The organism is Streptomyces sp. CoH27 (assembly GCF_020181035.1).
GTDB classification, from domain to species: domain Bacteria; phylum Actinomycetota; class Actinomycetes; order Streptomycetales; family Streptomycetaceae; genus Streptomyces; species Streptomyces camelliae.
Genome location: NZ_JAIQYY010000013.1, coordinates 216,437 through 230,493, shown reverse-complemented (window position 1 = coordinate 230,493; position 14,057 = coordinate 216,437). Strand labels below are relative to the sequence as shown.

The 14,057-nt window shown below is 72.9% G+C and carries 10 protein-coding genes; 8 read left to right on the top strand and 2 right to left on the bottom strand.

The genetic code is table 11. The features are described 5' to 3' along the window. Window positions 1–131: 131 nt before the first annotated feature. On the bottom strand, window positions 132–314 hold the full coding sequence (locus LE548_RS23735; RefSeq protein WP_225098959.1) for a hypothetical protein: 183 nt from the start codon (window positions 312–314) through the stop codon (window positions 132–134). Between the two features lie 321 nt (window positions 315–635). Between LE548_RS23735 and LE548_RS23730 the strand changes: the two genes are divergently transcribed. Together LE548_RS23730 and LE548_RS23725 are read left to right on the top strand one after the other, a co-directional pair. After that, a complete protein-coding gene (locus LE548_RS23730; protein ID WP_225098958.1) occupies window positions 636–3,509 on the top strand; it encodes a DEAD/DEAH box helicase in 2,874 nt (957 codons plus the stop codon). Continuing rightward, the gene (locus tag LE548_RS23725) at window positions 3,506–4,846 is read left to right on the top strand and encodes an SWF or SNF family helicase (protein WP_225098957.1); all 1,341 of its coding nucleotides are present in this window, start codon (window positions 3,506–3,508) and stop codon (window positions 4,844–4,846) included. Before LE548_RS23730 ends, LE548_RS23725 begins: the two co-directional genes overlap by 4 nt. Window positions 4,847–5,049: 203 nt before the next feature. Here the strand turns inward: LE548_RS23725 and xylA are convergent, their stop codons facing one another. Then, window positions 5,050–6,216, bottom strand: a complete 1,167-nt coding sequence (gene xylA, locus LE548_RS23720) for a xylose isomerase (protein WP_225098956.1) — start codon at window positions 6,214–6,216, stop codon at window positions 5,050–5,052. Window positions 6,217–6,337: 121 nt separating this feature from the next. Here xylA and xylB point away from each other — a divergent pair, with 121 nt between their 5' ends. The 6 genes from xylB (at window position 6,338) to LE548_RS23690 (ending at window position 14,028) form a co-directional block, all read left to right on the top strand. Further along, complete coding sequence (xylB, locus tag LE548_RS23715; protein ID WP_225098955.1) at window positions 6,338–7,792, top strand: xylulokinase; 1,455 nt, start codon at window positions 6,338–6,340, stop codon at window positions 7,790–7,792. A 34-nt stretch (window positions 7,793–7,826) separates the two neighbouring features. After that, complete coding sequence (locus LE548_RS23710) at window positions 7,827–9,035, top strand: ROK family transcriptional regulator (RefSeq protein ID WP_225098954.1); 1,209 nt, start codon at window positions 7,827–7,829, stop codon at window positions 9,033–9,035. Window positions 9,036–9,295: 260 nt separating this feature from the next. Continuing rightward, a complete protein-coding gene (locus LE548_RS23705) occupies window positions 9,296–10,780 on the top strand; it encodes an APC family permease (RefSeq protein WP_225098953.1) in 1,485 nt (494 codons plus the stop codon). Window positions 10,781–10,870: 90 nt separating this feature from the next. Beyond that, a complete protein-coding gene (locus LE548_RS23700) occupies window positions 10,871–11,884 on the top strand; it encodes an acetamidase/formamidase family protein (RefSeq protein ID WP_225098952.1) in 1,014 nt (337 codons plus the stop codon). Window positions 11,885–11,946: 62 nt separating this feature from the next. Then, window positions 11,947–12,606 (top strand): N-acetylmuramoyl-L-alanine amidase, encoded by a 660-nt coding sequence (locus LE548_RS23695; protein WP_225098951.1) that lies wholly within the window; start codon window positions 11,947–11,949, stop codon window positions 12,604–12,606. Between the two features lie 114 nt (window positions 12,607–12,720). After that, window positions 12,721–14,028: a GAF domain-containing protein gene (locus tag LE548_RS23690; RefSeq protein WP_225098950.1), complete on the top strand. Its 1,308-nt coding sequence runs from the start codon at window positions 12,721–12,723 to the stop codon at window positions 14,026–14,028. The last annotated feature ends 29 nt before the right edge of the window (window positions 14,029–14,057 follow it).

Here is a 14,057-nt window from a genome sequence, read left to right as displayed (position 1 = left end):
CCGCCCCGTGGCCGCGCTGCGGGACAGCGCGGCCACGGGGCCGTCAGGGCCGTGCCGGGGGGTCGTGCAACCCGCTCCTGCCGCCGGCATCCGTGCGAGCCGGTGTGGTGGACCGTCCGCCGCCGAACGCCTCAGCGGCCGAGTTCCTTGCGCGTCACCCTGCGGAGCCTGCGCCGCTGTGAGGGGTCCAGGGCCAGATACGCGGCCACCGGGACTCCGACCACGATCAGGAACGCCACCCACCAGGGCAGCCATATCAGCAGGATCAGCCCGACCGCCACACCTCCAGCAGCGATCTTCGCGTTCTTGGACATGAGCGTCGCCTCCTTCGCGGCCACTGCCGCTCTCTGCTCAGAAAACGGCCCCGGGCTCCCCGCGGTTCCGGGCCCCGACCCTGAGACATCCCCGAGGCCCGCCCCCTAATGGTCGCGCCTGGGCTCTGCTCGCAGTACCGCTCCGCCACGAGCCCGTTGTCGGCCGCGCGATGCGATGTCGTCCGCTGACGACGGCCACCGGTCGAACAGATTGTGAAGTGGCGCGGATCACGGCATCGGCATGAGGGGTTGCGCTGGGCGTTTCCTGTACCCTCGGCGACTCCGAGACAGGTAGTCAAATTTGAGGAGTGCGCCATCCCTGTGCAGACTCTTCCCACGGAACCGCCCTCCGAACTGGCCGAACTGGCCTGCTGCTGCGCCGTGTTCCTGCCGTCCGACCCGGCTCGCGCGGGCCGGTTCGCCTTCTGGCGCTGGGACGGTGAAGCCCTGCCCGCCGTCGCCGACGGCTGCGCGGCGGAGCTGGACATCGCGCTGCCCGCGGCGGACGGCAGTGTCGAACAGGTCCGTACGACCGCGCTTCTGCTGCCCATACCCAGTGCCCTGTCGATGCTCACGCGCACGCGTGCGCTGTCGCAGGGGCACCGCTCGGCCCATTTCTGGCGCGCCGCCTGGGAACTGGCCCTGCATTTCCTCGCGCGGGGCCTGATTCTGCCGGGTCTCTCCCCGGGCGATCACGACGCCTGGCGGGTGGGCCCACTGTCCGCCCGGGACGCGGAGTTGGTCCGCGAACTCGCCGCCGCCATGCCACCGGAGGCTCACGCGGTACCGCTCACGGCCGCGGAGCCGACCCGGCTGCCCGACCCGGAGCGGCTGCTGCGCGCCTTCCTCGACGCGCTCGCCGACGTACTCCCGCGCTCGCCCGCGGCCCCCTTGGTGACCGGCGGCCCCGCGTACGCGGCGACCGAGCCGCTGCGCCTGCCCGAGCTGCGGGCCTGGGCGGACGACATCGCCGCCGGCCACGACGCGGGCGTAAGGCTGTCGCTGCGCATGGAGATCTCCGGTCTCGACGAGGACGCCACCGCGCGGGACGACGGCGGAGTCCGGTTTCGCGCGGTACTGCAAGTGCACGGTCCGAGCGGGGCGACGGACGTCCTGGACGCCGTAAGCCTGTGGACCGGTGCCGGGCACACGCACGAGACGTACGGTGCACGCGCGCGTGCGGACGCGCTGCTGGCGCTGCGCCGCGCTGTCCGCGCCTGGCCGCCGTTGACGCCGCTGCTCTCCTCCGCCGTACCGGACGCTGTGGACCTCGCCGACGACGAGATCGTCGAACTGCTGGGCGAGGGCACCCGGGCGCTGACCGCGGCGGGGGTCGACGTGCACTGGCCGAGGGAGCTGTCCCGCGACCTCACCGTGCACGCGACGATCGGACCGCGGGACGACGGCACGGCCGGTCCCGGAAAAGCCCCGGCTCCCTCGGCGCTCCTGTCGGCGGACACGACGGTCGCGTTCTCGTGGGGCTTTTCGCTGGGCGGGCGGGAGCTGTCCCGGGCGGAGCTGGACCGGCTGGCGGAGGCCGAGCGGCCCCTGGTGCGGCTGCACGACGGGTGGATCCTGGTCGACCCACGGCAGGCAGACCGCGCCCGGATGCGGCAGGACCGTCCCGTCACGGCCGTCGAGGCGCTGGCCGCCGCTCTGACGGGCTCGGCGGAAGCCGACGCACAGCAGGTCGGCGTGCGCTCGACGGGCTGGCTGGAGCAGCTGCGGGAACGGCTCACGGACAGCGAACCGGTGCGCGTCGTCGGACCGCCCCCGCGCCTCGCCGCCACACTGCGGGACTACCAGCTGCACGGTCTCGACTGGCTGGCGCGCATGACGTCCCTCGGTCTGGGCTGCTGTCTGGCCGACGACATGGGTCTCGGCAAGACGGTCACGCTGATCGCCCTGCATCTGCACCGGCAGACGGATGCCTCGGCCGCCGGTCCCACGCTCGTCGTCTGCCCGGCCTCCCTGCTCGGCAACTGGCAGCGCGAGATCGAGCGGTTCGCCCCGGGCCTGCCGGTGCGCAGGTTTCACGGGCCCGCGCGCGATCTCGGCTCCGTCGCGGCCGGGGAGTTCGTGCTGACGACGTACGGCACGATGCGTCTGGACGCCGAACGGCTCGCCGGGGTGCCCTGGGGCCTGGTCGTGGCCGACGAGGCGCAGCATGTGAAGAACCCCTACTCGGCGACCGCGCGAGCGTTGCGTTCCCTCGGCACACGCGCGCGCGTGGCCCTCACCGGCACTCCGGTGGAGAACAATCTCACGGAGCTGTGGGCGATCCTCGACTGGACGACCCCCGGCCTGCTCGGCCGCCTCGGCGCCTTCCGAGCCCGGTACGCGCAGCCGGTCGAGGGGGGCCTCGACCCGGCCGCCGCGCAGCGGCTGTCGAAGCTCGTGCGACCGTTCCTGCTGCGACGGCGCAAGTCGGACCCCGGCATCGCCCCCGAGCTCCCGCCGAAGACCGAGAGCGACCGCCCGGTCCCTCTCTCGCCCGAACAGGCAGGCCTGTACGAGGCGTTGGTCCGCGAGACGCTGGACCGGATCGCGGCTGCCGACCCCATGGCCCGCCGGGGCCTGATCGTGCGACTGCTGACCGGCCTGAAGCAGATCTGCAATCACCCGGCGCAGTTCCTCAAGGAGGACGATCCACGGCTCGCCGGCCGTTCGGGAAAGCTGGAGCTGCTGGACGAACTACTGGGCACGATCCTCACGGAGGGTTCGGGCGTGCTCGTCTTCACGCAGTACGTGCGCATGGCCCGCCTGCTCGAACGCCATCTGGCCGCCCGCGGCGTGCCGTCGCTGCTGCTCCACGGCGGGACCCCGGTCCCCGCGCGCGAGACGCTGGTACGGCGTTTCCAGGACGGTGAAGTGCCGGTGTTCCTGCTCTCCTTGAAGGCCGCCGGGACAGGCCTGAACCTCACCCGGGCCGAGCATGTCGTGCACTACGACCGCTGGTGGAACCCCGCGGTCGAGGCGCAGGCGACCGACCGTGCTTACCGCATCGGGCAGACCCGTCCGGTGCAGGTCCACCGGCTGATCGCCGAGGGCACTCTGGAGGACCGGATCGCGGACATGCTCGCCCGCAAGAGGGAGTTGGCGGACGCGGTGCTCACCACCGGTGAAACGGCGCTGACGGAGCTGACGGACGCGGAGCTGGCGGCACTGGTGGAACTGCGCGGGGAGGCGCGATGAGCCCTTACGACGACGAGCACACGCGCGTGGCCGGTCGCACGTTCGCCGCGCAACCCCCGGTGCGTGGGGGCGGATTCGCGCGGAGCTGGTGGGGGCGCGCCTGGCTGCGGGCCCTGGAGGACGCAGCCCTGGACGGCGCGGCGGTCAAGGCGGGACGCCGGCTCGCGCGCGCGGGCGGCGTCGGCGCGACGACCGTACGTCCGGGCCGGGTCACGGCAGTCGTACGGGAGCCCGGAGGTGCCGCCCACCGGGCCGACGTCCTGGTGCCGGTGCTGTCCGAGGAGGAGTGGGCGCGGTTCCTGGACCTGGCCGTGGAGGAGGCCGGGCACATGGCCGCGCTGTTCGACCGGGAGCTTCCCCGGCACCTGATCGAGGACGCCGCGGTGAGCGGGATCGAGCTGCTGCCGGGCCTCGGGGAGCTGGAGCCCGCCTGCGACTGCGGAACGTGGGACCACTGCGGACACACGGCAGCGCTGTGCCACCAGGTCGCGCGTCTGCTGGACGACGATCCGTTGCTGCTCCTGCTGCTGCGCGGGCGGGAAAGGGATGTGCTTCTGACGGAGCTGCAGGTGCGCAGTACCGCACCCCACGCCGAAGTCACCCCGCCCGGACCCGAGGGTGTGGACGCGGCGCGGGCGTGGGCGGCCGGGGACATCCTGCCACCGCTGCCCGAGCTGCCCGGGCTGCCCCGGACGCCCGGCACGCCGCCATCCTTCGACACCGGTGCGGCAGCGCCACCCGCGATCGATCCTGTGGCTCTGGGGCACCTGGCGGGCCGCACTGCCGTGGAGGCATACCGGCTGCTCGCCGAGATCCTTCGCGGCGACCCGCAGGGCGGCTCCACCACCACCGCAACCGCTGCAACCGCCGCACAGGACGCCGTACGCCTTGCCTGCGAAGCGCCCGTCGGTGCCGTCACCGAGCGGCTCGCCGAAGGGTCAGGGCGCAGCCGCGAAGGGTTGACGGCCGCGGTCCGGGCCTGGCGCGCCGGAGGTGCGGTGGCCTTGGCCGTGCTCGACGAGGAGCGGCCGGTGGAAGGCGCGGCGCTCGCACGCGCACGCGTGGTGCTGGACGCGGCCTGGGAGGAGGGCGAGGAGCCGTCGTTCGACCGGAGCGGCAACCGGTGGACCGTGGCCGGCGAAGGCGTTCAGTTGCGCCTGGACGCCGACGGCCGCTGGTGGCCGTATCGCGCCGAGGCCGGCCACTGGATCCCGGTGAGCGGGCCGGACGACGACCCGGCCGCCGCTCTCACCGTGGCTCGTACCGGCACGGACCCGGAGGCCGCTCCGGCCGTGGCGCCGTCTGGCACGAAGTCGGCGGTGGACAACGAATTCTGACTGTCGTCGCCGGACTGCCTTCGCGCGTGCAGGTCTCCGCGCGGGCGAAGGCGCTTGACCCGGCACGGGCCCGAGGGGCTGTGACCGGTTTTCCGGCGGCTCCGCGGAACTCGATGAGGGCCGGGAGCGAGCGGCTCACGTCACCGCCGTTCGCCCCCGGCCCCTTCTCACGCCCCGGTAACGGCACGCGCGCGTGGGGCCGTTCAGCCACGCGCCCCGAGCAGGTGGTCCATCGCCAGCTGGTCGAGCCGTTCGAAGGCCATGCCGCGTGCGGCGGCCGCCTCCACGTCGAAGTCCTCGAAGGCCGTGCGGTCGGCGAGCAGGGCCTGCAGGCCGTCGGCGGCGGTCGGCTGCGCCAGCTGGTCCAGCCGGGAGGCACGCAACGCCTCCTGGACCTCCGGGTCGGCCCGGAAGGCGGCCGAACGCTCCTTCAGGATCAGGTAGTTGCGCATGCAGCCCGCCGCCGACGCCCACACGCCGTCGAGGTCCTCGGTCCGCGGCGGCTTGAAGTCGAAGTGCCGGGGACCCGCGTAGCCGGCGCTCTCCAGCAGGTCGACCAGCCAGAACGCCGCCCGCAGGTCACCCGCGCCGAACCGCAGGTCCTGGTCGTACTTGATGCCGGACTGGCCGTTGAGGTCGATGTGGAACAGTTTGCCCGCCCACAGGGCCTGCGCGATGCCGTGCGGGAAGTTCAGGCCGGCCATCTGCTCGTGCCCGACCTCAGGGTTGACGCCGTACAGCTCGGGGCGCTCCAGCCGCTCGATGAAGGCCAGGGCGTGTCCGACGGTGGGCAGCAGGATGTCGCCGCGCGGCTCGTTCGGCTTGGGCTCGATGGCGAACCGGAGGTCGTAGCCCTGGGCGGTGACGTACTCGCCGAGGAGGTCGAAGGCCTCCTTCATGCGGTCCAAGGCCGCGCGTACGTCCTTGGCGGCGCCGGACTCGGCGCCCTCGCGTCCGCCCCAGGCGACGTAGATCTTGGCGCCCAGCTCGACCGCGAGGTCGATGTTGCGGATGGTCTTGCGCAGCGCGTAGCGGCGTACGTCGCGGTCGTTGGCGGTGAACGCGCCGTCCTTGAAGACGGGGTGTGTGAAGAGGTTGGTGGTGGCCATCGGGACGGTCATGCCGGTGGCGTCCAGGGCCTGCCGGAACCGCTTGATGTGCGACTCGCGCTCGGTGTCCGAGGCGCCGAAGGGGATCAGGTCGTCGTCGTGGAAGGTCACCCCGTGGGCGCCCAGCTCGGCCAGGCGCTGGACCGTCTCGACCGGGTCGAGGGCGCGTCGGGTGGCGTCGCCGAACGGGTCCCTTCCCTGCCAGCCGACGGTCCACAGGCCGAAGGTGAACCTGTCCTCGGGGGTGGGCTGGTAGCTCATGCCGCGGCTCCTTGCTGCGTTGCGACTATTTCGTCATGGCCGTTTACAAATTAGTATGCCCGCGCACCGCTGGGAAGAGACAAGATGCAGATACCGCACATCCGCGGAAGAGGAGAGCCCGATGTCAGCAGCCGAGGGTCCGCTCGTCGTCGGCGTGGACACATCCACCCAGTCCACGAAGGCGCTGGTCGTCGACGCGTCGACCGGGCAGGTGGTGGCGAGTGGCCAGGCGCCGCACACCGTGTCCTCGGGCGCGGGCCGGGAGAGTGATCCGCGTCAATGGTGGGACGCGTTGTGCGAGGCGCTCAGCCAGTGCGGTGACGCCGCGCACGAAGCGGCGGCGGTGTCGGTCGGCGGCCAGCAGCACGGCCTGGTCACCCTGGACGAGCGGGGCGAGCCGGTGCGTCCGGCGCTGCTGTGGAACGACGTCCGCTCGGCGCCGCAGGCCCGCCGGCTGGTCGACGAACTGGGCGGGCCGAAGGCCTGGGCGAAGCGCACCGGCAGCGTGCCCGGCGCGTCGTTCACCGTCACGAAGTGGGCGTGGCTGGCCGAGCACGAGCCGGAGGCGGTCCGCGCGACCCGGGCGGTACGGCTCCCCCACGACTACCTCACCGAGCGCCTGACCGGGCAGGGCACCACCGACCGCAGCGACGCTTCAGGCACCGGCTGGTGGGCGTCCGGAACGGAAGGCTACGACGAGGAGACCCTCGCGCACATCGGTCTCGACCCGGCGCTGCTGCCCCGCCTGGTGCGGCCGGGCGAGGTGGCCGGCACCGTGCGTGACAGCCATGACCTGCCGTTCTCCAAGGGCACACTGGTCGCCCCTGGCACCGGCGACAACGCGGCGGCGGCGCTCGGTCTCGGTCTGCGCCCGGGCACCCCGGTGCTCAGCCTCGGCACGTCCGGCACGGTGTACGCCGTCTCCACGCACCGCCCGGCCGATCCGACGGGCACGGTGGCGGGCTTCGCCGATGCGCACGGGGACTGGCTGCCGCTGGCCTGCACCCTGAACTGCACGCTCGCCGTGGACCGCGTCGCGGCGCTGCTGGGGCTGGAGCGCGAGGCGGTGGAGCCGGGCGGCTCGGTCACCCTGCTGCCGTACCTGGACGGCGAGCGCACCCCGAACCTGCCGCACGCCTCCGGGCTGCTGCACGGCCTGCGCCACGACACGACCGGGGGCCAGCTGCTCCAGGCCGCGTACGACGGTGCCGTGCACGCGCTGCTCGGGGCTCTCGACCTGGTCCTGGACGAGGACGCGGACCGCAGCACCCCGCTGCTGCTGATCGGCGGCGGGGCCCGGGGAACGGCCTGGCAGCAGACGGTACGGCGGCTGTCGGGACGGCCGGTCCAGGTGCCCGAGGCCCGGGAACTGGTCGCCCTCGGGGCCGCAGCGCAGGCCGCGGGGCTGCTCACCGGCGAGGATCCGGCCGCGGTGGCGCGTCGCTGGAACACAGCCGCGGGCCCGGTGCTGGAGGCGGTGGAGCGGGACGAGGCCACGCTGGAGAGGATCAGCGGGGTACTCTCCGACGCGGCCCCGCTGCTGGCGCGGGGGACGGACACCGGGCCGCAGGCGTGACGTCGGGCGGCGGACACCGAGGATTGACGCAGGCATGACCGCACCGCTGCACAAGGCACGCCCGCCGGGCACCGGCCGCGCCCTGCCGGACACCCAGCAGGGCATGCGCCGGCGCAATCTGGCCCGCGTGATGCACGCGGTCAGCGCCGAGGGTTCGCTGTCCCGGGCGGCGGTCGCCTCACGCATCGGGCTGACTCGGGCGGCCGTGTCGACATTGGTGGACGAGCTGATCCGGTGGGGTCTGCTGGAGGAGCTGGGCCCGGAGCGGCCGGGCCGGGTGGGCCGGCCCGGGTCGGCGCTCGCGGTGAGCGGCCGCGGTCCGGCGGGGATCGGCGCCGAGATCGGCGTCGACCACCTCGCGGTGTGCGCGGTCGACCTGCGCGGCACGGTCCGCACCCGGGCCGTGCGGCGCGGGGCGAACCGGGGCCGGGCGCCTGAGGCGGTGACGGCGGAGCTGACGGCACTGGTGCGCCAGGTCGTCGTCGAGGCGGAGCGAGAGGAACTGTGGCCCGCCGGGCTCGCCGTCGCCGTCCCCGGACTCGTGGCCCGGGACGGCCGTACGGTCGTCCGCGCCCCGAACCTCGACTGGCACGACACCGACATCGGCGCCCTGCTGCCCGGCGAGTGGCCGCTGGCCGTGGACAACGAGGCCAACTACGGCGCCCTTGCGGAGCTGTGGCTCGGTGAGGAAACTCCGCGCGACTTCCTGCATGTGTCGGCCGAGATCGGCATCGGCGCCGCGGTCGTCGTGGACGGCGGACTGCTCCGCGGGACCCGGGGCTTCGCGGGCGAGCTGGGTCATGTGCCCGTACGGCCGGACGGGCCGCGGTGCCCGTGCGGCGGCCGCGGCTGTCTGGAGCAGTATGCGGGCGAGGAGGCGGTGCTGCGTGCGGCGGGACTGGAGCCGCGCGAGGACAGGGTGGGCCTGCTCGCGGGGCGCGCAGAGGAGGGCGACGAGAGCGTGCGGGCGGCCCTGCGCGACGCCGGCGCCGCGCTCGGCATCGCGCTGACCGGGGCGGTGAATCTGCTCGACCCCGAGACGGTGGTCCTGGGCGGCGCCCTGGCCGGCCTCTCCCCCTGGCTGCTGCCGTCCCTGGAGACGGAGCTGACGGGCCGTACGGCGGGCCCGGCCTGCCCGGTGTCCGTGTCCCGGCTCGGTCCGGAGGGCCCGCTGCTGGGTGCGGCGCACTCGGTCGTCCGGTCCGTGCTGGACGATCCGGCGGTCGTGGCGGAGCGGTCCTGAGGCTGCTCGTGGGCTTCCGACGGCCCGTACTCCCCCCGTCGATGCCCTGAAATCACCCGATCGAGTGGCCGAGTTTTCCACAGGCGGCGAGCTGTCCACGGATCCCCCGCGCACCCTTCTGCCCGACCCGCCCGCGCCGTACCGTGAATTCACGCGAGGCGCTGCCGGCGGGCCGTCATGGACGGTGGCGCGCGCCGGCGAGATGACGGTCTTTCACACACGTCGGGTGGCAGTGGGCCGACACGTATCGGGGGACGGGTATGCACGGGGAGACGAGCGGGGAATTGCGACGCGACGCGATCGGGTTGCGCGAGGTGCTGTTCCAGAGCGTCACGGCGATGGCGCCGGCCGCCGCGGTGGCCGCGTCGATCCCGTCCGGCGCCGCGTTCGCGGGCGGCAGCCTGCCGCTGGCGGTACTGATCGCGCTGGTGGCCTGCCTGTTCACCGCGTCGTGCGTGGCCGAGCTGGCCCGGGAGTTACCGGCTGCGGGCTCTGTGGCCACATACGCGGCACGGGGGCTGCACCCGGCCGTCGGCTTCCTCGTCGGCTGGGGCTACGTCTTCGTGGAAATGCTCGTCCCGCCCCTGCTGCTGTTGCAACTGGGCTTCACGGCGGCCGGCACACTGCACGGGGAGTGGTCCTCGTATCCGGCCGGCCTGTGGTGGCCCTGGGCCCTGGCGGGTGCGGTCGTGATCGCCGTCACCGGTTACCTCGGCGTGCGGGCTTCGGCCCGCTTCGGGACCGCCCTCGGCATCTTCGAAATCGTCGTCCTCCTGGTGTTCGCGGGCCTGCTCATCGGCAAGGCGGGCAGCGCCAACACTCTGTCGGTGTTCGGCACTTCACACACCGCTGACGGTTACGCCGGGTTCGGCGGCGTGTTCGCCGGTTCCGTCTACACGGTCCTGGCGTTCGCCGGGTTCGAGGCGGCGGCGCCGCTCGCCGAGGAGACCCGCGACCCCCGCCGGACCATGCACCGCGCGGTGCTCGGAGCGGCTCTGGGGATCGGCCTGTTCTATGTGATCACGACCTATGCGATGACCGTCTACTACGGCCCGGACCGCTTCGCGAAATTCGGCGCGTCGGGTGCGGCGTCGTGGGAGGGCGTCGCCCGGGCCTCGTTCGGCCTCTTCTGGGTGCTGGTGTTCCTGGCGGTGATCAACTCCACGATCGCCAACGCCAACGCGTGCGCCAACGTCTCGACCCGCACGGCCTTCGCCCTGGCCCGCATCCGCGTCCTGCCGGGCCTCCTCGCCACCCTCCATCCCCGGCACCGCTCCCCCGTGGCCGGTGTCGCGGCGCAGACGGTCGTGGCGGTCGGAGCCGTGCTGGGGCTCGGCTTCGCCTATGACTCCATGACTGCGTTCCTCCTCCTCGCCACCGTGATCGTCACGGTCTTGGTCGGCGTCTACATCGTCGTGAACCTCGCCTGCGCGGGCCATTTCCTGCGGGCCGGCCGGGCCGCCATCAAGCCGGTACGGCATCTGCTCTTCCCGTTGCTGGGCATCGCCGCGTTCGTCCCGGCCCTGCTGACGGCCGCCGGCCTCCCGGTGTTCGACTTCGTGACCGCGCTGACGGCTCCGGTGTCCTACGCCGGTCCCGTCGTCGGCGTCTGGATGGCGGCAGGCGTGGCGGTGCTGCTCCTGCTGATATGGCGTCACCCCGAGCGAATAGCGCAGACCGCGCGGGTCCACCTCGACCAGTACGACCCGGGTGGCCACCGGCAGGAGGGGACTGTGCCCGGCTGACCCGCAACGGGCCGCTTCTCTTCACCGGCAGAAGCCTCCTCGGCTCCCCGTTCTCACGACCGCATCCTGCCAGAAGGGACCACCGCCACGATGACCGAACCCCGGATCCTCACCGTGCGCCCGGAACCGGACCAGTACGCCTGGACGTTCGGCGGAGCGGCGCCCGTCGCCCGGATCGCGCCGGGCACGGTGCTCGACCTGTTCACGGAGGACTGCTTCGCCGGACGGGTCCGCTCCGAGAAGGATCTCGTCTCCGAGGTCTGTGAGTTCCCGTTCCTCAATCCGCAGACCGGCCCCTTCCACATCGAGGGCGCCGAGCCCGGCGACACCGTGGCCGTGCACTTCGTGTCGATCGAACCGGCCCGCGACTGGGCGGCGTCGACGACGGTGCCGCTGTTCGGTGCGCTCACCTCCACCCACACGACGGCCACACTCCAGCCCCCGCTGGCGGAGCGGGTGTGGATCTGGCAGCTGGACCGCGCTCGGCGCACCGCACTGTTCCAGGCACGTGACAGTGACATCGAGGTGGAGCTGCCCATGGACCCGATGCACGGCACGGTAGGCGTGGCCCCCGCCAACCTGGAGGTGCGCTCGGCCCTGGTACCGGACGCGCACGGCGGGAACATGGACACGCCCGAGATGCGGGCGGGCGTCACCTGCTACCTGGGGGTCAACGTCGAGGGCGCGCTGCTCAGCCTCGGTGACGGTCACGCCCGGCAGGGCGAGGGCGAAACCTGCGGGGTGGCCGTGGAGTGCGCCATGAACACCGTGGCGATCGTGGACCTCCTCAAGGACGTCGCCACCCCGTGGCCCCGGCTGGAGTCCGACACGCACCTCATCTCGACCGGCTCGGCCCGCCCGCTGGAGGACGCGTTCCGGATATCGCAGCTCGACCTGGTGCGCTGGCTGGTCCGTGACTACGGATTCAGTGAGCCGGACGCGTACCAATTCGCAACCCAAGCGGTGGAATCACCGTTGGCCAACGTGTGCGACACGAACTACACGTGTGTGGCCAAGCTCCGTAAGGAATGGCTGCCCACGCGCGAGACATACCGCGGCGTGCACGCGCGGCTGCGGGAGACCGCGCGAGCACTGCGCGGCTGACACCGGCGCCGCCCCCGACCGGCCTCTCCCCGCTCTTCACGACTCCTGAAAGGCATCCGACGATGGACAAGGATCCGGCCGGCCCGGCAGAGCCGGACAAACCAGCACGGCCAACACCCCCGGCCCGCCCGGCCGCGTCGCTCCTCAGCCGACGCCGGCTCCTGAGGGGCGCGGCGCTCGCCGCCATCCCCTACACGCTGCTCCCGGATCCGCGGGCCGGCGCACAGACCGAGCCCGTCGACTACCCGCCCGCCGAGTGGCAGCCTGCGAGCAGTTCCAACTACACGTCGTCCGACCGGCCCGGCAGCTATGCGATCGACCGTGTGATCATCCACGTCACTCAGGAGACGTACGCCAACACGCTGGCGATCTTCGCCAACCCGGCGAAGAAGGTGTCCACGCACTATCTGGTCCGCTCGGCGGACGGGCACGTCGCCCAGTGTGTGCACGAGGCCGACATCGCCTGGCACGCCGGCAACTGGGACTACAACACCCGCAGCATCGGCATCGAGCACGAAGGGTGGGTGGACCAGCCGTCCTATTTCACCAGCGCCCTCTACGAGCAGTCGGCCAGACTGACCGCGGCAGTCTGCGACACGTACGGCATCCCCAAGGACCGGGAGCACATCATCGGCCACTACCAGGTGCCGGGCACCGACCACACCGACCCGGGGCCGTACTGGGACTGGGTGCGTTACATCCGACTGGTCAACTTCGCCTAGCGGAGAGCGCCGAAACCAAGCCGAACCAACGCCGGACAGGTTGTCCGCAAGAACACTGCGAGTGACGATGGTCCCAGCCGTACCACCGCCCTTTCACCGTCCGGGGAGGCCGAGTTGACCGATCCGTGGTTGGCCTTGGAGCCGGGGACCGACCCCGCCGAGCGGGTCCGTGCGCTGCGCCGGGCGCACGAGACGTTCACCACCGTGGGTACGGTGCCCCGCCCGGTGCGGTCGGTGGTGGCGGAGTCGTGGCGGCGCAGCGCCCGGGCCGGTGTCGGACCGGACGGCGCCGCCAAGGTGGAGCTGGCCGACGGCGATCTCGGCGCCTACCGCGCGGAGCACCCGCTGGCCCGGGTGATGCCGCTGTTCCGTGAACTGATGGGCACCTTCGCCGCCGACGGCGAGCATCTGCTGGCGGTGTGCGACGCGCACGGCAGGCTGCTCTGGGTCGAGGGCCACCGGGCGACGAGACGCCGGGCGGACGGGATGAACTTCGTGCCGGGGGCGCGCTGGTCGGAGACCGCGGTCGGCACCAACGCGCCGGGTACCGCGGTCGCCGTGGACCGGCCGGTGCAGGTGTTCGCCGCGGAGCATTTCATACGGCGGGTGCAGCCGTGGACCTGCGCGGCCGCTCCGGTGCACGATCCGCGCACCGGCCGTGTGCTGGGCGCCGTCGACATCACCGGTGGTGACGGGCTGGCGCATCCGCACAGTCTCGGGTTCGTCCAGGCGGTGGCGCGGGCCGCCGAGGCCCAGCTCGCGCTGCTCGCGCCGCCGCGGAGCAGCACGGACACGCCGATGCTCAGCGCGCTGGGCCGGGACGAGGCCGAACTCGTCCTGGACGGCCGCCGGACCCGGCTCAGCCGCCGGCACAGCGAAATCGTCGTTCTGCTCGCGCAGCATCCCGAGGGGCTGAGCGGTGACGAGCTGCTGTGTGCGCTGTACGCGGACGAGTCGGTGACCCCGGTGACCCTGCGGGCCGAACTGGCCCGGTTGCGCAGGCTGTTGGGGCCGGGGCTGCTCGCCTCACGGCCGTACCGGCTCACGGCCGCGGTCGAGTCGGACGTCATCGTCGTGGAGCGGCGGCTGGAGGCGGGGGCGCTGACGGTGGCGGCGGAGGCGTACACCGGTCCGCTGCTGCCCGGTTCGCAGGCGCCGGCGATCGTACTGCTGCGGGAGCGGCTCGCCGACGGGCTGCGCACGGCGCTGATCGCGCACCGCGACCCGGACCTGTTGGCAGACTGGGTGCACGCGCCCTGGGGTGAGGACGACGTGGTGGTGTGGCGGGCGCTCGCCGCGGTGCGGCCCACGGCCCCGGTGCGGGCCCGGCTGGCGGCGCTGGAGACCGAACTGACGGCACCCAGCACCCGGCTGTCCCCGCCGGCCTGCGACGCAACGTACTTGCAACGTCGGCTTGCCTAGCCTCGCGCCCGACAGCTGCCCAACGGCGG

Coding starts and splice junctions, on each gene's coding strand:
- LE548_RS23735 (WP_225098959.1), bottom strand. CDS start 314: ATGTCCAAGAACGCGAAGATCGCTGCTGGAGGTGTGGCGGTCGGGCTG.
- LE548_RS23725 (WP_225098957.1), top strand. CDS start 3,506: ATGAGCCCTTACGACGACGAGCACACGCGCGTGGCCGGTCGCACGTTC.
- xylA (WP_225098956.1), bottom strand. CDS start 6,216: ATGAGCTACCAGCCCACCCCCGAGGACAGGTTCACCTTCGGCCTGTGG.
- xylB (WP_225098955.1), top strand. CDS start 6,338: ATGTCAGCAGCCGAGGGTCCGCTCGTCGTCGGCGTGGACACATCCACC.
- LE548_RS23710 (WP_225098954.1), top strand. CDS start 7,827: ATGACCGCACCGCTGCACAAGGCACGCCCGCCGGGCACCGGCCGCGCC.
- LE548_RS23705 (WP_225098953.1), top strand. CDS start 9,296: ATGCACGGGGAGACGAGCGGGGAATTGCGACGCGACGCGATCGGGTTG.
- LE548_RS23700 (WP_225098952.1), top strand. CDS start 10,871: ATGACCGAACCCCGGATCCTCACCGTGCGCCCGGAACCGGACCAGTAC.
- LE548_RS23695 (WP_225098951.1), top strand. CDS start 11,947: ATGGACAAGGATCCGGCCGGCCCGGCAGAGCCGGACAAACCAGCACGG.